Genomic DNA, 17847 nt, shown 5'->3' with positions numbered 1-17847 from the left:
CTTTGATTTTTATAAACCTTTCTCACACGCGTGCAGTGAATACGTAAACCATTAGATAGAAGATGGTTGAAAACGGAAAAATACTAAATTTATCACGGTCATATTCATCTATTAATGACTTTTTAACTTAATTCAGGCAGAAGTCTCCCATCCTCTATAGGTGGGTGATGAATGCCGTTCGGTATGAGGGTTACCGTTGGTAACTCGAAAACCGACACGCAAGGCTCATCGCCTTTTTATTTTGTTCTATGTTATAATCAGTCTATATAAGAAGTGAGTTGATATAACATGAAATTAGATACTAATAATCATTCGGTGTTTCTTCTCTATTATCATCTTGTGTTGGTTACTAAATACCGTAGACATGTGATTGATGATAAAATTTCTGAATTTGCTAAAACAACTTTTGTACGAATTGCAGCGTCTTATCATATTACTCTAGTTGAGTGGAATCAGGATAAAGACCATGTTCATATTATGTTCAAAGCACAACCAAAAACAGAATTGACAAAATTCATCAATGCCTATAAAAGTGCCAGTTCGCGTTTGATAAAACGCGACTTTCCAAAAGTAAGACAGTTTCTTTGGAAAGAAATGTTTTGGTCTAGAAGTTTTTGCCTTTTGACAACTGGTGGCGCACCAATTGACGTTATAAAAAAATATATTCAGAATCAAGGTTATAATCATAAATAGAGAGGTGCGTAGCTTATGGAACGACTCAAAGCATATAAATTTAGAATCTATCCAACTGAAGAACAAAAAATTTTCTTCGCTAAGTCTTTCGGTTGTGTCCGTAAGGTCTACAATCTAATGCTTGATGATCGAATGAAAGCTTATGAAGAAACTAAGAATGTTTCTTCTAAAAAAATGAAGTTCCCGACACCAGCTAAATATAAGAATGAATTTCCATTTTTGAAGGAAGTAGATAGCCTTGCCTTGGCTAATGCACAACTCAATTTAGACAAGGCATATAAGAATTTCTTTAGAGATAAATCTGTTGGATTTCCTCGGTTCAAAAGTAAGAAGAATCCCGTTCAAAGCTATACCACTAATAATCAAAATGGCACAATATCCTTGATTGATAATAAATTCATCAAAGTTCCTAAGTTGAAGTCATCAGTTAAAATAAAGCTTCATAGACAACCTAAAGGTATTATCAAATCAGCTACAATATCACGCCGTTCAAGCGGTAAATACTATGTTTCTTTATTGTGCAAAGAAGAAGTTGTCGAGTTTCCTAAAACTAATTCTGCAATTGGAATTGACCTTGGAATCACTCATTTTGCCATTTTTTCTGACGGTCAAAAGATTGATAATAATAAGTTCACTTCGAAAATGGCACAGAAACTAAAACGTGAACAACGTAAGTTGTCGAGACGTGCCCTGTTAGCCAAAAAGAAGGGTATCAATCTCTTTGAAGCCAAAAACTACCAGAAACAAAAACAGAAAGTTGCACGACTACATGAAAAGGTAATGAATCAACGCACTGACTTTCTAAACAAGTTGAGTACAGAGATTATCAAAAATCACGATATTATCTGTATTGAAGACTTAAACACAAAAGGTATGTTGCGAAATCATAAACTGGCTAAAAGCATTTCTGATGTGTCATGGTCTAGCTTTGTGATTAAGCTACAATACAAAGCTGACTGGTATGGACGTGAAATAGTCAAGATTGATAAATGGTTTCCATCAAGTCAAGTCTGTTCAGACTGCGGACATAATGATGGCAAGAAAAATCTCAAAATTCGAGAATGGTCTTGTCCTATTTGCCATGCTCACCATGACCGAGATATAAACGCGAGCATCAATATTTTGACCGAAGGGCTACGAATGCAAACATTAGCTTAGAAAAGACCGATAACCGTAGGGTCTACGGGGATAGCTTGGTCAATAAGAGAAACCTCTGTTAGTAAAGAAATACACTTACAAGTACGCTCTATTCCCAAGAAGCTCCCACTTCAAGCGTTAAGAACCTTTATGTTTTAGCTAAGTGGTGAGTAGTTCACTAGAACAACATCAATAAGATTGGAAGCATGACAGAACTCATAACGGCTGATAATATCATACCGATTGAACTAAATGCGCCTGACTCTAAATCCATTTCCAAAGCACGTGCGGTTCCAAATGCATGAGAAGAATTACCAAATGTCATGCCTCGTGCAATGGAAGATTGAAAGTTCGTCATACGGACGAGGGTGGCACCCATCATACTTCCTAATAAGCCCGTAGCGATAATGAACAGGATGGTAATGGTATCCTCGCCACCAAGCTGATGTGACACTTGAATGCCGACCGCCGCTGTAATTGAACGGGGTAACAATGTCACAATATCTTCGCGTCCATAGCCAAGTAATTTTAAAGAAAAATAAATTATGGAGAAATTTAAAATTACAGCTGTAAGTACACTAACGAAGATTGTTTTGAAATACTTTACAATCTTGTGCCGGTTTAAGTACAGTGGAAAAGCTAAACACACTACTGTGGAACTCAATAGCTGATTAATCCATTGCCCTCCCACCATATAACCGTGATAGTCGATATTAAAAAGCAATAATATCGCAATAACGCCGATAGATGTCATCAAAGCGGGGTTGAGAATAGGTGATTTAAACTTAACATATATTTTTTTGGACAACATAAACATCACGACTGTCAAAACAATCATCGCAATACCTTGTAAGATAATCATGATTGCTTTTGTCCTTTCTGAAAGATACGACCTGTCACCATTTTTTCAGCCAGTAATCCAGAAGTATATGCGACGAGTACCGTACCTACAGCAACTAATGTAAAAAATATAATAAAGTTAATGTTAATTTCTGAGACGACATCCATCAATCCTATCACGGACGGAACGAAGAAAAACACCATCGTCGCGAGTAGAAAATTGGCACCTTCTTTAATCCATTCAACTTTAATCATTTTGAATTGAAGCAAAATGAAAAACAAGAATAACCCAATAATACTACCAGCTAGGGGGATGTTGAAAAATTGCTAGATTTGATTACCTAACATCGTAATCCCATATATGATGAATAATTGCGTTACAGTTTTCAATAGCCGTTTCATCTTTGCCATTTCAATCATCCTTTCTTCGTTCGAATGATTCTATTGTAACGGGTCATCAACCATTATAAAAATATTGCTTTTTCATGTTAATTATTACTTTTATCTATGGAACGGCTTTCAGGTACTGTCGTTAACGGTAAATGGATATTCAGATAATCTAAAAATGTTTGTGTGGCATGATTTAAATAGACGTCCTTACGCCAAATGACCCCCATCGTCCAATCCACTGTACTGTCTTCAATCGACAACACACGAATTTCTGGGTTCCGACTAATGAGACGTACATTGCTATTCGGCAAAATACTGATACCCATTTTTGCGGTAATCAAATGTTCGATAAATTGCCATTGCGAAATTTTAGATACGATATGCGGTACGAAGCCTGCTTGTCGCGTTAACGCAATAATTTTGTCATTAATATAAAAGTCTTCATTAAACATAATAAAGTCTTCATCTTTTAATGCTTTAAATGCCACTGTTTGTTGTTGGGCCAGTGGATGGGTATGATGCATGACGACTTTGAACTCCTCTGAATACAATGGAAATGAATCGAACATTTTACTATCCACAGGTAAAGAAGTTAATCCGAGGTGAATTTCATTGTTGCGCACTTGATTTTCAGTCGTTTTACCCCCATTTTCGTCCAAATTAAAAACGACATTCGGATACTGTTGATGAAACTGTCCGAGTACTTGAACTAAACGTTCCATATCCATCAACGCAGAAATACCGATAGAAATATAACCTTTCTCAAGACCAAGCAGACTACTGATCTCATTCGGCAAACTTTCGTATAGTTTTAATATTTCAACGGCTTTATGGTAAAACACTTCTCCCACGTCCGTCAGCAACAATTGGCGACGTGTGCGATCAAACAGCGGCTGACCAATCTCAGACTCCAACTCTTTAATCGCCTTACTGATCGTCGGTTGCGCGATGTATAATGTCTCGGCTGCACGCGTCATCCCACCTTGACGTACAATCTCTATAAAATACTTCATCTGTTTAATATCCAATTTCACCCTCCATTCTTCCTCTTCATTATAGCGCAATGTTTCTTACAAATTGTATCGTGCACGGCGGTCTCATACAAATTTTGACACGCTTTCATTTTGAGGGTAATATAATACTAATTTTACATATTTTTTATCTTATACAATGGAGATATGCTTATGACATTACCTAAAAATGTGAAGTTACGTTTACTCATGTTGTTTATTCAAAATGCCTCTGTGAATGCCGTGTTTCCGTTTATGGCATTATTACTCACGCACTATTTAGGCGGTAAAAAAGCCGGACTTATGCTCATTGTTGGGATTTTATTAAAATTTAGCGGTTCGATTATCGGTGGTTATTTGAGCGACCATTTACCGCTTAAGAAGAAGGTCATCGCTTGTTTAACGACAATGAGTGCACTGCTCTTCCTAGGTATGGGGGCTGTATTAGCTCAGTTAGAAGGGTCACAGTCATTTCAATTATTATTTGTTGTTTTCTTGGCCTGTTATCTTCTCAATGAACTGTTTACTGCCTTAGCCAAGCCGATGTACAACGCTTTAGCTTTAGATAGTATTGACGAGACACACCGACAACGCTATGCCCGCTTCAAATATTGGATTTCGAACACCTCTACTGCGCTCGGGATGCTCATGGGGGGATTATTTTACAGTTCGTTCAAAGTGAGTTTATTTGTGTTGATTTTTATTTGTTTAACTGTGAATGTGTTGATTCTCTATTTTGGTGTACAAGAAGCACGACGCACAATCAGCCATCCATCAGCACGTCGCTTTGTGGCGATGTTTCAACGTTATCAAGTGGCATATCGGAATCGACCTTTCGTCTTATTGCTTATCAGTAGTATGCTCATATTAAGTGCGGAAATGTCGCTCTCATCCTATGTCGCAGTGCGTTTAGAACATCAATTCAAAACGTTTCAGTTGTTTGACTTTCCAATTGATGGCGTCCGTATGTTTTCGATATTGTTATTAATCAATACGTTGACGATTATTAGTTTAAGCTTTGCGATTTTACATTACTTTAAACGTTTCAAAGTTGCGACCATTTTAAATATTGGCTTTCTCTTTTTCGCAGGAGGCTATACGGTTGTCATGAGTAATAACCACGCACTCGTCCTTGTTATCTTTATGTTGATGGCCACGATTGGTGAAATTTTGTTCACGCCGACTGTGGAAGCAGAAAAAATACGGTTTATCCCTGCCGACACACGTGGTGCCCATTCTGCATTAGACAGTTGGGTGCCGATTGGTGCAGAGCTCATATCGCGGCTATTTTTAATCATTGGTACGGTACTCACACCGCTTATGATGTCAGGTTTAGTTTTCGCAACAGTCGTAACAGGCTTTCTCTTATTACTGTCAACCGTCAAACGTTATGAGGGGGTTTGAAAAAACATATTTAAAAGGCTGGGGGCATTTAAGTTTTCCCAGCCTTCCTATCGCTTTTTTAAACGATGCCTATCACAAATATAAAAATCACGCTTCACTGTAACTCAATGGTGACCTCGATGTGATTGTAAAATAATCGTACTGGCGTTTCAACACCTCGACTGCACAGTCACAAATTCAATCCATACGTATTTCCATTTATAGTACCGAAGAATGGTTGTTATCATTTTAATTAAATCCCTTTTCGTTTGATTTGCCGACTCAAAAATACCGTGATAAGTACACCATTCAGGATAGTGAGCCCTTTGAAAATTAATGAACTAAATGAAACGAAAAAGGCTGTTAATACAATTTCTAGTATCAAAATCAATAGAATCACTGCGAGCAAGACTTGCTGTGATTTTGGCATCGTGTGCTTACGTTCGTTCATTTAATCTCCCTTTATCTACTGACATGTCTGCATCTCGTACGTTATCATTGCGTGTTGTTACTTGCAATCATTTCCACTTTACTTCTTGCTGATACCATGCGATGACTTGATCAATTCGCGCAATCAATGTCGCCTCATCTTCTCCTTCGATCACAACTGACATGATATGATCCACACTCAATTGCGCTGCGCCAAATGGTTGGCCTGGTGTTGCCTTAAGGGATTGAAAAAGGACCCACTCTTCTTCTAACGGTTGCTGTATCCCTTGAAATGTCGCATTTTGAGGAGGTAACAAGATGAATCCGCCATACCGTTGAATTTGTGTGTACGCATCTACCTCGTCTGCACGTCCTGTTTGCAAGTAAAGACTCATTTGATTGAGCTGCATCCCAATAGCATGTTCTAGCGTACGACCGATTTCACCGCCCCCTGTACGACTCGCAATTTCACAAAAATAGATGTCGTTCGTCGGCGTCACGAAAAATTCGGCATGAAATGATCCGTTCGGCAATGTCGGTAATGCCCCAACGACTTGCTTCACTTGTTGTTGTAGCGCTTGACTGAGTGGATTGTCTGCCTTCAGCATATAGCTCGCTAACGGCTGATGATCCTTAAAGGCTAGACATCCATTGTAATAGTGCGACACATAGGCACACTTCACGTCTCCATTGTGAACAAGGCCATCGACATGATACATCTCCCCATCAATAAACTGTTCAATTTCATATCTTCCTAAGTCGGGATGCGTCTGTAAAAACGTGTCAATATCCTGGTGTGTGCGTGCAATCACGACATCCGACGAACCTGATCCATCAATAGGCTTGAGTACGACAGGGTAGCCGTATTTTCCTACAAATCGTTGTATATTCGCGCTGTCTATCGCTTTATCAAAGTGTGGTGTTTTCACTGATGTGCTTTGCAACAACTGTTTCATGAGCACTTTATCTCGATATGCTTCTGCACTCATCAGCGACTGACCCTCTAAATTCAACAATGCTCTAATTTTGGCCGCTCTTATCACGTCAAATTCCGAAATCGATAGCACATGGGTAATGTCATATTGTCGACTTAATTCGAGCGCACGCATTTCAATGTCAGGATTTACCATATAATGTTCAAATGCTTCAATACGTAAATAATCTTCGTCCGCATAACTGTCTTTTTTCTCAGCCGGACAAAATAAAATCATTTGCTCTACTGTATCCGGAAACCATTCATCATACGGTGTTTTTGCATGGTCCGTACTTGATAACATCAGTATTGTCATTCCACAACCACCTCAACCACTTCATGAATCCAATCAATTTTTTGTTGAACCGCTTCAGTCGACTCAGCTTCAAAAACGATATTGAGCACAAAACAACTCGAAAAGTGTTCAGGAGGCAAAACCACCGAATCTCCGTAATTTTTTAAAGGAATGACATCGTGCACACCTGGTATTTCAACTAAGCGGTCAAGCCCTTGAATCCCTTTAAATGTTCCAGCTTGCTCGGCCATGACGCTATAAAAACACATTTTCTTGGACGTTTGATCAAAAGTAGGCCAATTTTCAGTCACATCGTTACCAACTGCAACATCTAATATTTTTTCAATCAATGAATGGCCAGATGCACCTGGAACTAAATGTGATGTAATGAAGCCACCCCCTGGTCTTGCCGCTGTTTCGATCACTTTAAAACCGTCTTTCGTCACTCTACCTTCCAGATGAAATGCACAATGGTCAATGCCTAAACTTTGAATGGCTTGTGTCGCTTTCGCTTTAATTTCTTGTTGTAAGGCCGCATGTTTATCAGACGGAAAAATCGCAATGTACTCCAGTGAATATTCAGGTGTGACCGCTTTGTCCGTAATCCCTGCAATGCATACTTCTCCATTTTGCACGACACCTTCAACCGACACTTCTTCACCGACAAGATACCCTTCATAAATATAGTCATTCGGATAATAACGATACACTTTGTCACGTTCTGGTGATGTCGCATGACGTAATGTTTCGTACACATAATCAATACATGCTTCACTTTCAATTTTAAAAATCCCTTTACTTCCCGAAGCACCAACTGGTTTCAATATCCCTGGCGTCCCAATGCGTGCAACAGCATGACGTAAATCATCTTCACTGCGCACATTTTCAAAAGAAGGTGAAATGTCAGACACTTGGTCAAACGCCACACGCATTAAATATTTGTTGCGGGCATTTTTAACGTGCGACATCGGAATACCGGGTAATTGCAGACGGTCATTTAATTGCGCAACCAACTCTACATCTTTATCCGACCACGTTAATATGCCACTTAAAGGGTGCTGTTGATGATACGCGAGCACCGCTTCAACGACTGCTGTTTCGTCATACGTATCGATTTCAATCACTTCATCTAGTCCACTGTCAATCAGTTGTGGATCATGGTCTGTCATCAATACGACACGATACCCTTGTCTTTTCGCCTCAATCACCGGCGCAACTCGCTCTACTTTATGACTTCTTAAATTAATAAATAGTAATGTTTTCACGCACTTCACGCTCCTATGTTAAACCTCTATAAATTGCTGTTGATACCATTGACGATCATATGCCGTCATATCAAGTTGACTTTGATGTTCACGACAATAATCGAACCATGCTTGATATAGTGCACCAACAATCTCTTTGTAATAAAGCGCTTTCATTAAGTCTATTTCAGAATACACCACGCCAGACGTTTTCATCAACCGTAAATCGTAAAAGGCGTTTAACGTATACGGCGGACATTGAATCGCCCCAGGACAACGTATCGCATGTTTCACATTTGCAAATACATGCCCTTGATGATGTTGATTACTCCACTCTGTAATATCACTCATCACTGGCGGGAAATAGTAATGTCGCTGAATCCGATGTCGCTCATTCAAAAAATTCCCCGGTGTATAGTGCCAACTGTTGTATTCCATGCGTTTACTCATTGCCGTCAAAATACCTGCCAACATCTGACTTTGATCGCGAAAAGCTTGTTTCATCGCTTCACTCGGTATCGCGCAACAAAAATACATTTGTTGTTTCCATGCAAAAATTGTTTCTAGCTGATGATGTTTTAATGCATCATGATACATCCATGGCTGTCTAAACCCTCGCGTCATACCGACATCTGAATTCGTCGCCTGTATCGCATAACCTACCATTTTTTCGAGCAAAGTTTGAATCGCCGTAATATCCGGATGTTGCGCTATATCGTTTAGAAATGCGTCATAATACGTCTGTTCTGGCATCATCCCTAAAATTTGCGCTAATTCGTTCTCCATCGCTTCATCACGATACAGTCCCACTTCTTGTTGATTTAAAAACTGTTCTTGCTTGTGTAAGTTGAGTCCATTAATTTTTCGATAAATGACATAGTTTTCCGCAACTTTTTCACGCAATTGGCATATCAATCGTGCTTTCGCTAAAAGAGATTTGGGTACAGGTTTGGAAGGCGTATCGGTCATTTCTTGATAAACCGCTAACTTTTCTTCTAAATAATGCGACAAATAATATAGTGAAAAATGAACACCATTCACCTCTTCTCCTCGAGCAGGCGGACCAGATTGTAACAATGTATACAGGTTGAAAATAAATATACATTCATCTCTTGTCCACGTGTCCTTATTTTTCTCAGCCAACTCATCCAATAAAAAGTGCGTTGTGTCCCCTTCTAAACTTTTCAATAAATTATTGTAATGATAAAACGTCGTATACGTATGCCCGTTATAATACAGTAATACCGGTGCCATAAAATCCACTTTTTCTTTAATTGCATCAATGACTTGTAACACGTCTTGCGGTTCAAGATGACGAAAAAATGGGACGACTTCCGACTGATAACGCAGCATTTCTTCTGTATGCAAACGTGTTGTCAATTGTTCAATTTCAGTCATTGCTTCTGGCGTCAATGAAAAATAACCCCAAACTTTCGTATAGTCATCGTTAAAACTCGATCCTAAGTGAAGACGCCCATATGCTGACATACCAAAACTTATCACATCATTAACGTCTGACGGTTGTTCATTTGTAAAAACACACGTCGCATTCTCCAAATGTTGATAGATCGCCCATTGTTCAAAATTCAAACTTTGTCGTGCAATCTCAAGCGGAATTTTACCATCCAATGTCAGCATCGTTTCAATCACTTCTAGCGGTTGTTCGAGTTGTGTCACTTTTCCATGCATTTCATCCAACAACTGTTCAAAACCTTTTTGCTTCATTACAATTCCTTCTCTCTGTCTAATATGATCGATAACGAAAAAGGCCGCTGTCCCACTATAATCGCTGACGTGGGACAATTTTCAACTGCATCATCTAAATTTCCTAAGTCACATTCAGGTATTTGCGCCGTGCCACTATTACAATCTAAACACATGTACGCTATCCCTTCCGCATCATAACGAAACAATCGGGGCGCCGCAGCACCACAAGCTGAACAAGCAATACAATTCTCTCTTTCTACATACGCATAATAGTTCATCAACTTTCCCCCTTACTGTTTTCGTACAAAATTCATTTTTACAGTATTTTTTGATACATTTATAATTAATATTCCACTTTTTTATTATAATAAATTTATGCATAAACCTCAATTTAAATATCATTTTTCACTTTTAGAAAACTTTAGCATAAAAAAGCCCTTTAAACATTTTGCATTTAAAGGACCTTTTCGTCTATTTCAATTTTGATTCATCGTACATCTTATCCAAGGTTTATTTGACGATTAACACAGGGATATTCACACGTTTTGCAATTTTGTGAGTCACATGACCGAGTACATGTTTAATATCCATTTCTGAACGTTTATTACTCATCACAACTACATCATAATCTTGACTCTCAACTTCATTAACAATTTCTTTTGTTGGAGAGCCTGTCGCAAATTTCACTTTGTAAGATAAGCCAACATCTTCAATCGTTTTCAAGAACGGCTTCATTTCATTTTTCTTTTCTTCTACCACTTCTTCAAAATGTTTCCCTTGATAGCGTACATAATTCGCTAATTCTGTCTCTGAAATGACATTGAAAACGACAATTTCATACGGCTCATCGTTACCAGTCAATTTTTTTAATTGTTCAGGGACGTTTTTAAAGCTGTTGCCAAAATCATATGGAACAAGAATATTGCTAAACATATCTAATCCCTCCTCATTTTTGGTGTCTCCGTTGTTTTAATTCCAAACTGAAAATAACGGAGACGGCTTTCTTATCATCTTTATTTTAGCATTATGATAACGCTTTCTCAAGGTGACTCACTTTTGAAATATCTCCTATGTAGGGCACTATTTTTCACACGGACGACAATAATACAACATTTAATTGCTATCTTGGGCGCATTGCTAAAATTCAACGTAGGTTCATTCTATTTCTCAAAACAAAAAGGCACTTCTAAAAAAGGTGAAGTGCCTTAAATATTTATGATGAGAATTCAATAATATCCAACGTTTCTGTAATGTCGACATCATTTAAATCATGCCCTACCACGACTAAATAAGGTGACATTTCGATTGGACAAGGTTTCAACTCTAAATGGCCTGGCGTATATTGTACGACATAAGGCGTTTCACAACCTTTAAAATAGACAAAGCCCTTAACTCTAAAGACATCTTTTAACCCTTTTAAACCTTCAATTAACGCACTTTGTTGGATTGGGGATTGAAATTCATACAATAAGTGTGATAAATGCCCATGATGATGAACAGACGAACGTTCACTGATACGATATTCAGATTCAGGTTGTACTTCTTGTAATGTCAGTTCGCCGTAACGTGTTAAAATATACGGTGTTTCAGGATAGCTTTGTTGTAAAGATTGAACGACCGATAACAACTTGTCACTTTCTAACAAATCAATTTTATTAATAATCAAATGACTACAGTAACGAATTTGTTCATCCATTAAATTTTGAATCGGTTCTGGTAAGGTGCATTGATTGTCATACGCTGCCGCATCGACAATGCCTAACATACTCAAGTCTTGAATGAATGGCGCAAGCACAGGTGTCATGCATGCATCAAACACTTCAACTGGATGTGCGGCACCACTACATTCAATAAAGACAATGTCAGGTTGATGTGTTAAATACAATTCGTGCAACTGTTGAGAGACATTGGCTTTCAAGTCACAACAAATACAGCCATTGGTTAACACTTCCATTTTCACATCTTCAGTCACGAGATGTGCATCTACATTTTTAGCCCCAAAATCATTCATCATGACTGCTGGTTTTAACTCTTCATCAATCGCATCTTGTATTAAAAAGTTCAGTGTAGACGTTTTACCGCCACCTAAGAAGCCCGCTAATATGACGATATCCATCTAATCTCCTCCATCTTTCATCCAATCACGAAATAACCGGCTTCCCGTTGTTGTATGTTGGCCTTGGTATTTCCCTTGATATTTTGTTTCTGGTACCGTTTTTGTTTCAGCTAATACGATTTGGCAAATACGTTGGCCTTGTTCAATCTCTAACGGAAAGTCGTTGGCATTGTACAGTTCCAATGTGATTTTACCTTCAAATCCAGGATCAACCCAGCCTGCATTTTGTATGAAAAGTCCTGCTCGACCGACTGAACTTCGCCCTTCGATAAACCCTGTCAATTGTTGGGGTAACGTGATATATTCTTCTGTCGTAGCTAAAATAAATGCGTGCGCGGGTATCACCACTCGAGATTGTTCAATCGTCTCGTAATCAATCGGGTCGCTCATGCGTTGAACACCTGTTTCGGGTGGGATAGGTTTTAAAAAGTGAGATCCTAATGTTAAATCAACAGATGCTGGTTCAATATGTGCTTCTACTAATGGTTCAATATTCAATAATTGACGTTTGAGATACGCCTTAATATCACTATCTGACAAAATCATACGATGCACCTCAGTTCCTTAAATATCAATCGTAATTTTTACGAAGCGTGATGCTTTCATAATTTATCATGCCCAGAAGATTCATACAAGATTTTTTTGAATATTTTTCATTTTATTTTTGAGTAATGTTATCAAAATTCAATAAATATGCGAAGTTATATAATCGCGAAAATGACTGGACAAGTCAACTCGCTGAGATGTTCATACCCGTTGTCCATCATTCATAAACGCAATATTTAGCAATATAAAAAAGCTTGCTCGCTGTATGAAAATTGTACATTCGAACAAGCTTGCTCTATCTATTTTGCGCTCTTAATATTGACATTCCCTATCATTTTCATCTATGCGCAATGCCATCTACTCATTTTAGAATAAGAAGTAACGTTGGGTCATCGGTAATTCTGTCGCCGCTTCACTCGTTACTTTTTTCCCATCCACAAAGACTTCATATGTTTCTGGATCAACGTCAAGTTTTGGTAAAGCACTATTATTTTTCATATCTTTTTTAGTTAATTGACGAATATGACGTACAGGTCTCACATCACGTTTTAAGTCTAATGTACGACGAATGCCGTTCATATAAGCCGCTTGTGACACGAAAGTGATTGCCGTACTTTGTAAGTTGCCACCGTACTGACCGTACATGTGACGATATTTAATTGGTTCAGAAGTTGGAATAGAGCCGTTTGCATCACCATTAGCCGCAACGTTGACCATACCGCCTTTAACAACCATGTCCGGTTTAACACCGAAGAAACGTGGATCCCAAATGACAAGGTCAGCTAATTTACCAGGATCAACAGAACCGACATATTCTGAAATACCGTGTGTAATTGCTGGATTAATCGTATATTTCGCAATGTAGCGACGGATACGATTGTTATCATCATATTCACTATCACCTTCAAGCGGTCCACGTTGTTGTTTCATACGGTGCGCCACTTGCCATGCACGCGTAATGACTTCACCGACACGGCCCATTGCTTGAGAGTCAGAGCTAATCATGCTGAATACACCCATATCTTGTAAAACGTCTTCTGCAGCGATTGTTTCTTTACGAATACGAGAATCCGCGAAAGCGACGTCTTCTGGAATTGAGGCATTTAAATGGTGTGTAATCATCACCATGTCTAAATGTTCATCAATCGTATTGTGTGTATACGGTAATGTTGGGTTCGTCGATGATGGTAACACGTTCGGATAACCCGCAGATTTGATTAAGTCTGGCGCATGACCCCCACCAGCACCTTCTGTATGATACATATGAATGACTTTATCACCAATGGCTGCCATCGTATCTTCCATAAAGCCCGCTTCGTTCAATGTATCCGCGTGAAGTGCGATTTGGATATCGTAGTCATCAGCCACTTCAAGCGCATGACGTAATGCTGAAGGTGTTGCACCCCAGTCTTCGTGTACTTTCAAACCGATAACCCCTGCATGGATTTGCTCTACTAATGCAGTTGGGTTAACCGCTTGACCTTTACCCGTAAAACCAATGTTAAGCGGTAAGTTTTCTGCTGCTTGAAGCATGCGGTGAATATACCAAGAACCTGGTGTTACAGTAGTCGCTTTTGATCCTTCTGACGTCCCAGTTCCACCACCAATATGTGTCGTAATCCCACTTTCTAATGCAACTTCTGCTTGTTCAGGATTGATAAAGTGTACGTGTGTATCAATACCGCCTGCAGTCACAATCATGCCCTCTGCAGCGATAACATCTGTTGATGAACCGATAATAATATCAACATCGTCCATAATATCGGGGTTGCCGGCTTTTCCTAATTTCATAATGTAGCCGTTTTTCACACCGATATCACATTTAATCACTTTATCATAATCAATGACAACCGCATTTGAAATGACTAAGTCTGCTACTGCTTTGTTATCACGTGTCGCATTTGGATTTTGACCCATGCCATCACGGATTGATTTACCACCACCGAAAGTGACCTCATCGCCATATTTTGCATAATCTTTTTCGACTTTCGCAAATAAATCCGTATCAGCTAAACGAATGGAATCTCCTACTGTTGGGCCGTACAAACTTGTATACTGTGATTCTGTCATTTTAAAACTCATTTCACTTCACTTCCCTCTACCATATTAGGCGCTGTGATACGTGATTGATCAAGCGGCCCATCGACTAAGCCGTGAAAACCATATACATGTTGTTTCCCTGCATAACGTACGAGACGAATTTCCTTTTCATCACCAGGTTCGAATCGTACAGCTGCACCCGCTGGAATATCTAAATGTTTACCATACGCTTGTTCGCGGTCAAATGATAATGCCGGGTTAGCTTCAAAAAAATGGTAATGCGAACCGACTTGAACAGGTCGATCCCCTGTATTTTTAACACGTAATTTTGTATTTTCGCGTCCTTCGTTAATCATAATTTCGGTTGAATTCACAATAATTTCTCCAGGTTGCATCATTACCCCTCCTAAACAATTGGATGATGAATCGTAATTAATTTTGTACCATCTGGGAAAGTGGCTTCGATTTCGATATCTGTCACCATCGCTTCGACACCTTCCATGACATCATCTTTTGATAAAATTTCACGCCCGTAACTCATTAATTCGGCAACTGTTTTACCGTCTCGCGCACCTTCTAATATTTCATAACTAATTAATGCGACTGCTTCAGGGTGATTTAATTTCAAGCCACGTGCTTTACGGCGTCGGGCTAAATCCGCAGCTACAACAATCATCAGTTTGTCTTGTTCTCGTTGTGTAAAGTGCATCCCATTCACTCCTTATTCTCATAATTAAATTGGCTTAGACCTTTATTATAGTCCTCCCTACCCATTCTTTCAAATCATAATATTATACGGTAATAATAAAAGCACTTCCCAAAGCAATGTATAATTATACTCCAATAGTGCCATACCCTTATTAATATTATGATAATATAGTTGTTAATTGAAATATGCAAATGTTAAAATATGAACATGCATTCCATTCTGTTTTAGTAATAGAGAAAGAAGTGAACTTTAATGTCAAAATGGATACATACTTTTTTCAAAAACTTCTCTCAAGTCGTCCTACTCGAAAATACGTGGACAGGTTTACTCATTTTAATCGCGCTATGGATTGGCAACTGGAAAATCGGACTCGCCGCAATGATTGGGAGTGGCATTAGTCTCTTAACCGCACGTTATTTCAATTATACCGACGAAGAGATTCATTCCGGACTCGCTGGCTTCAACCCTGTACTGATTGCGATTGACTTAACTTTATTTCTACTCTGGTCTTGGCAAAGTATACTCGTCATTTTAATCAGTATTGTTTTAGCTATGCCAATTGCACAATCCATCAAAAACTTTTTAAAACCTTTCCGTCTACCCGAACTCACTACACCTTTTGTCATCATCACATGGGTCGTTCTCTTGATGTCACAACAGTTTAAATTTGTTAAAACGAACGTCGAGGTCTTACCGTTAACTGCAGATGTGCATGTCAATTTAAATACAACTTTTCACCCGATACATGCCTTTTTTAGTGACGTGAGCCAAATCTTTTTAGTCGAACATACAATCAGCGGTATTCTCATTGTTATCGCCTGTTTTATCGCTTCAAGACGCGCGGGCATTTATCTTTTAATTGCCAACTTCTTAGGTTTATTATTGGAATTCTTCTTTGGCGCAGATATCGGCACATTGAATGAAGGTCTCTTTGGCTTTAACTTAATGCTGTCTATCATCGCAATTGGTGTGACATTCCGTTCTGCCAATCATCTCAAAGCAGCGATTGCCTTTATTTTAACAATAGTCATGACACCTATGATGTATGCAGCAACCGCAACATTTTTAGAACCGATTGGCATCCCATCGCTGACATTTCCATTTATCATCACAACTTGGACATTACTTTTAGCCGGACAATCAACAACCCATCCAGACACTGGCAAATAAATAAAAATATCAAAAAAGTGCACCCACCGTTTATATGAACGATGCGTGCACTTTATCTACCATTCTCTTACAAAAACTGTCTGACTTTCCACACAATGACAAATCAAGCGTTAGCATGTGAAACCATTCCCTCTTGAAAATGCCACACAAGTGAGCGAGTCAAATGTGTGCTACCCAACATCATCCATCATGCTTCACTTCTTCAAAATACGCCTCATCTAAATGATTAATATCCAAATGCTCAATCTGTAATGTTGTATGTGCCAACCCATACTTTTCTTTCAACAACCGCTCCAATCGATTAATCGTACGGTACGCGTCTTCACTGTTTCTGCTATCCAGCACGACATGGGCACTGAGTGAATAATGATCCGTCGTAATCGACCATAAATGAAACTCATGGACGTCCAACACTTGATCTACGGATTTCATCGTCTCCATAATCTCATCGGTCTCCAAATGTTCTGGTACGGACTCCATCAAAATCAACCAAGCATTACGCATAATTTTATAACCACCGCGCAAAATGACTAAGGCAATGATCATACTTAAAATCGGGTCAATCAACTGAATCCCCGTTAAATAAATCAAACCGACTGCTACGATGACGCCAACAGAATTCAATAAGTCCCCAATAAAATGCCATAACGCACTTTGAATATTAATATTGTTTTCACTCTTCAATGAACGCATTAAAATGACGGTTAAAATAACATTCACAATTAAACCAATCGTCGCAATGACAAGCATTAAACCACTTTCGACGGGTTGTGGAAAAATAATGCGCTTTATCGCTTCATAAAAAATCCATGCAGAAATCACTGCGAGTGCAAGCCCATTTAAAAACGCTGCGAGAATTTCAAACCTTAAAAACCCAAATGTATAACGTGCAGTCGGTCGGCGGCTCGCAAAATAGACCGCGACCATCGATAAACCTAACGCAATAACGTCACTCAGCATGTGAAATGAATCTGATAACAGTGCGAGTGAGTTAGAAATGAGTCCTCCTACAAACTCTACAACTGTAAAAAAGAGTGTAATGATAAGTGAAAGCCATAATGTGGTTTTCGAGTGTGCTTGTGTTTTACGATGCTCAACATGATGAAAATATGTTCTTCTAGCCATAAAAATACTCCTTTGATAATATTTCTCAGTTCTGTTAAAC

18 protein-coding genes and 1 pseudogene are annotated in these 17847 nt (G+C 38.8%); 4 read left to right on the top strand and 15 right to left on the bottom strand.

The window, feature by feature from the left end:
* Window positions 1-288: 288 nt before the first annotated feature.
* Window positions 289-693 (top strand): IS200/IS605 family transposase, encoded by a 405-nt coding sequence (gene tnpA, locus GZH82_RS02405; protein ID WP_162680965.1) that lies wholly within the window; start codon window positions 289-291, stop codon window positions 691-693.
* Window positions 694-708: 15 nt separating this feature from the next.
* A complete protein-coding gene (gene tnpB, locus GZH82_RS02400) occupies window positions 709-1851 on the top strand; it encodes an IS200/IS605 family element RNA-guided endonuclease TnpB (protein ID WP_162680811.1) in 1143 nt (380 codons plus the stop codon).
* A gap of 157 nt (window positions 1852-2008) precedes the next feature.
* On the opposite strand, the gene GZH82_RS02395 is transcribed toward tnpB, so the two are convergent.
* From GZH82_RS02395 to cidR, 3 genes and pseudogenes are all read right to left on the bottom strand, one after another.
* Window positions 2009-2692, bottom strand: a complete 684-nt coding sequence (locus tag GZH82_RS02395) for an LrgB family protein (protein ID WP_162681145.1) — start codon at window positions 2690-2692, stop codon at window positions 2009-2011.
* A pseudogene (locus GZH82_RS02390) lies at window positions 2689-3081 on the bottom strand (CidA/LrgA family protein). The gene GZH82_RS02395 and the pseudogene GZH82_RS02390 overlap by 4 nt, the downstream one beginning before the upstream one ends.
* A gap of 77 nt (window positions 3082-3158) precedes the next feature.
* A complete protein-coding gene (cidR, locus tag GZH82_RS02385) occupies window positions 3159-4088 on the bottom strand; it encodes a cidABC operon transcriptional activator CidR (protein ID WP_162681144.1) in 930 nt (309 codons plus the stop codon).
* Between the two features lie 156 nt (window positions 4089-4244).
* Here cidR and GZH82_RS02380 point away from each other — a divergent pair, with 156 nt between their 5' ends.
* A complete protein-coding gene (locus GZH82_RS02380) occupies window positions 4245-5474 on the top strand; it encodes an MFS transporter (protein ID WP_162681143.1) in 1230 nt (409 codons plus the stop codon).
* Between the two features lie 232 nt (window positions 5475-5706).
* Here the strand turns inward: GZH82_RS02380 and GZH82_RS02375 are convergent, their stop codons facing one another.
* The 11 genes from GZH82_RS02375 to GZH82_RS02325 form a co-directional block, all read right to left on the bottom strand.
* On the bottom strand, window positions 5707-5904 hold the full coding sequence (locus GZH82_RS02375) for a hypothetical protein (protein WP_162681142.1): 198 nt from the start codon (window positions 5902-5904) through the stop codon (window positions 5707-5709).
* A gap of 67 nt (window positions 5905-5971) precedes the next feature.
* On the bottom strand, window positions 5972-7171 hold the full coding sequence (locus GZH82_RS02370; RefSeq protein WP_162681141.1) for an ATP-grasp domain-containing protein: 1200 nt from the start codon (window positions 7169-7171) through the stop codon (window positions 5972-5974).
* Window positions 7168-8415, bottom strand: coding sequence for an ATP-grasp domain-containing protein (locus GZH82_RS02365; RefSeq protein WP_162681140.1), 1248 nt, complete (start codon window positions 8413-8415; stop codon window positions 7168-7170). Before GZH82_RS02365 ends, GZH82_RS02370 begins: the two co-directional genes overlap by 4 nt.
* An 18-nt stretch (window positions 8416-8433) precedes the next feature.
* Window positions 8434-10119 (bottom strand): hypothetical protein, encoded by a 1686-nt coding sequence (locus GZH82_RS02360; RefSeq protein ID WP_162681139.1) that lies wholly within the window; start codon window positions 10117-10119, stop codon window positions 8434-8436.
* Window positions 10119-10379, bottom strand: a complete 261-nt coding sequence (locus GZH82_RS02355; protein ID WP_162681138.1) for a ferredoxin — start codon at window positions 10377-10379, stop codon at window positions 10119-10121. Before GZH82_RS02355 ends, GZH82_RS02360 begins: the two co-directional genes overlap by 1 nt.
* 232 nt (window positions 10380-10611) lie before the next feature.
* On the bottom strand, window positions 10612-11034 hold the full coding sequence (locus tag GZH82_RS02350; protein ID WP_162681137.1) for a universal stress protein: 423 nt from the start codon (window positions 11032-11034) through the stop codon (window positions 10612-10614).
* A 280-nt stretch (window positions 11035-11314) separates the two neighbouring features.
* Window positions 11315-12217: a CobW family GTP-binding protein gene (locus tag GZH82_RS02345; protein ID WP_162681136.1), complete on the bottom strand. Its 903-nt coding sequence runs from the start codon at window positions 12215-12217 to the stop codon at window positions 11315-11317.
* Window positions 12218-12763: a dCTP deaminase gene (gene dcd / locus GZH82_RS02340; protein ID WP_162681135.1), complete on the bottom strand. Its 546-nt coding sequence runs from the start codon at window positions 12761-12763 to the stop codon at window positions 12218-12220.
* A 366-nt stretch (window positions 12764-13129) separates the two neighbouring features.
* Window positions 13130-14845 (bottom strand): urease subunit alpha, encoded by a 1716-nt coding sequence (gene ureC, locus GZH82_RS02335; protein WP_162681134.1) that lies wholly within the window; start codon window positions 14843-14845, stop codon window positions 13130-13132.
* Window positions 14842-15198, bottom strand: a complete 357-nt coding sequence (locus tag GZH82_RS02330) for an urease subunit beta (protein ID WP_162682981.1) — start codon at window positions 15196-15198, stop codon at window positions 14842-14844. Before GZH82_RS02330 ends, ureC begins: the two co-directional genes overlap by 4 nt.
* An 11-nt stretch (window positions 15199-15209) precedes the next feature.
* A complete protein-coding gene (locus tag GZH82_RS02325) occupies window positions 15210-15512 on the bottom strand; it encodes an urease subunit gamma (protein WP_014612952.1) in 303 nt (100 codons plus the stop codon).
* 252 nt (window positions 15513-15764) lie between these two features.
* On the opposite strand from GZH82_RS02325, the gene yut reads away from it, so the two are divergent.
* Window positions 15765-16682 carry an urea transporter gene (gene yut, locus GZH82_RS02320; RefSeq protein WP_162681133.1) on the top strand — a complete coding sequence of 306 codons (918 nt, stop codon included), beginning with the start codon at window positions 15765-15767 and terminating at the stop codon, window positions 16680-16682.
* Between the two features lie 180 nt (window positions 16683-16862).
* On the opposite strand, the gene GZH82_RS02315 is transcribed toward yut, so the two are convergent.
* Complete coding sequence (locus GZH82_RS02315; protein WP_162681132.1) at window positions 16863-17807, bottom strand: cation diffusion facilitator family transporter; 945 nt, start codon at window positions 17805-17807, stop codon at window positions 16863-16865.
* Window positions 17808-17847 lie beyond the last annotated feature (40 nt).

Source organism: Staphylococcus sp. MI 10-1553 (assembly GCF_010365305.1).
In the GTDB taxonomy this organism is placed as follows: domain Bacteria; phylum Bacillota; class Bacilli; order Staphylococcales; family Staphylococcaceae; genus Staphylococcus.
This window is presented reverse-complemented; position numbering and strand designations above follow the sequence as displayed.

What these genes read in the sequence shown, in the direction of transcription:
- tnpA (WP_162680965.1), top strand. Translation starts at nt 289, where the DNA reads ATGAAATTAGATACTAATAATCATTCGGTGTTTCTTCTCTATTATCAT.
- tnpB (WP_162680811.1), top strand. Translation starts at nt 709, where the DNA reads ATGGAACGACTCAAAGCATATAAATTTAGAATCTATCCAACTGAAGAA.
- GZH82_RS02395 (WP_162681145.1), bottom strand. Translation starts at nt 2,692, where the DNA reads ATGATTATCTTACAAGGTATTGCGATGATTGTTTTGACAGTCGTGATG.
- GZH82_RS02380 (WP_162681143.1), top strand. Translation starts at nt 4,245, where the DNA reads ATGACATTACCTAAAAATGTGAAGTTACGTTTACTCATGTTGTTTATT.
- GZH82_RS02375 (WP_162681142.1), bottom strand. Translation starts at nt 5,904, where the DNA reads ATGAACGAACGTAAGCACACGATGCCAAAATCACAGCAAGTCTTGCTC.
- GZH82_RS02370 (WP_162681141.1), bottom strand. Translation starts at nt 7,171, where the DNA reads ATGACAATACTGATGTTATCAAGTACGGACCATGCAAAAACACCGTAT.
- GZH82_RS02360 (WP_162681139.1), bottom strand. Translation starts at nt 10,119, where the DNA reads ATGAAGCAAAAAGGTTTTGAACAGTTGTTGGATGAAATGCATGGAAAA.
- GZH82_RS02355 (WP_162681138.1), bottom strand. Translation starts at nt 10,379, where the DNA reads ATGAACTATTATGCGTATGTAGAAAGAGAGAATTGTATTGCTTGTTCA.
- GZH82_RS02350 (WP_162681137.1), bottom strand. Translation starts at nt 11,034, where the DNA reads ATGTTTAGCAATATTCTTGTTCCATATGATTTTGGCAACAGCTTTAAA.
- GZH82_RS02345 (WP_162681136.1), bottom strand. Translation starts at nt 12,217, where the DNA reads ATGGATATCGTCATATTAGCGGGCTTCTTAGGTGGCGGTAAAACGTCT.
- dcd (WP_162681135.1), bottom strand. Translation starts at nt 12,763, where the DNA reads ATGATTTTGTCAGATAGTGATATTAAGGCGTATCTCAAACGTCAATTA.
- ureC (WP_162681134.1), bottom strand. Translation starts at nt 14,845, where the DNA reads ATGAGTTTTAAAATGACAGAATCACAGTATACAAGTTTGTACGGCCCA.
- GZH82_RS02330 (WP_162682981.1), bottom strand. Translation starts at nt 15,198, where the DNA reads ATGCAACCTGGAGAAATTATTGTGAATTCAACCGAAATTATGATTAAC.
- GZH82_RS02325 (WP_014612952.1), bottom strand. Translation starts at nt 15,512, where the DNA reads ATGCACTTTACACAACGAGAACAAGACAAACTGATGATTGTTGTAGCT.
- yut (WP_162681133.1), top strand. Translation starts at nt 15,765, where the DNA reads ATGTCAAAATGGATACATACTTTTTTCAAAAACTTCTCTCAAGTCGTC.
- GZH82_RS02315 (WP_162681132.1), bottom strand. Translation starts at nt 17,807, where the DNA reads ATGGCTAGAAGAACATATTTTCATCATGTTGAGCATCGTAAAACACAA.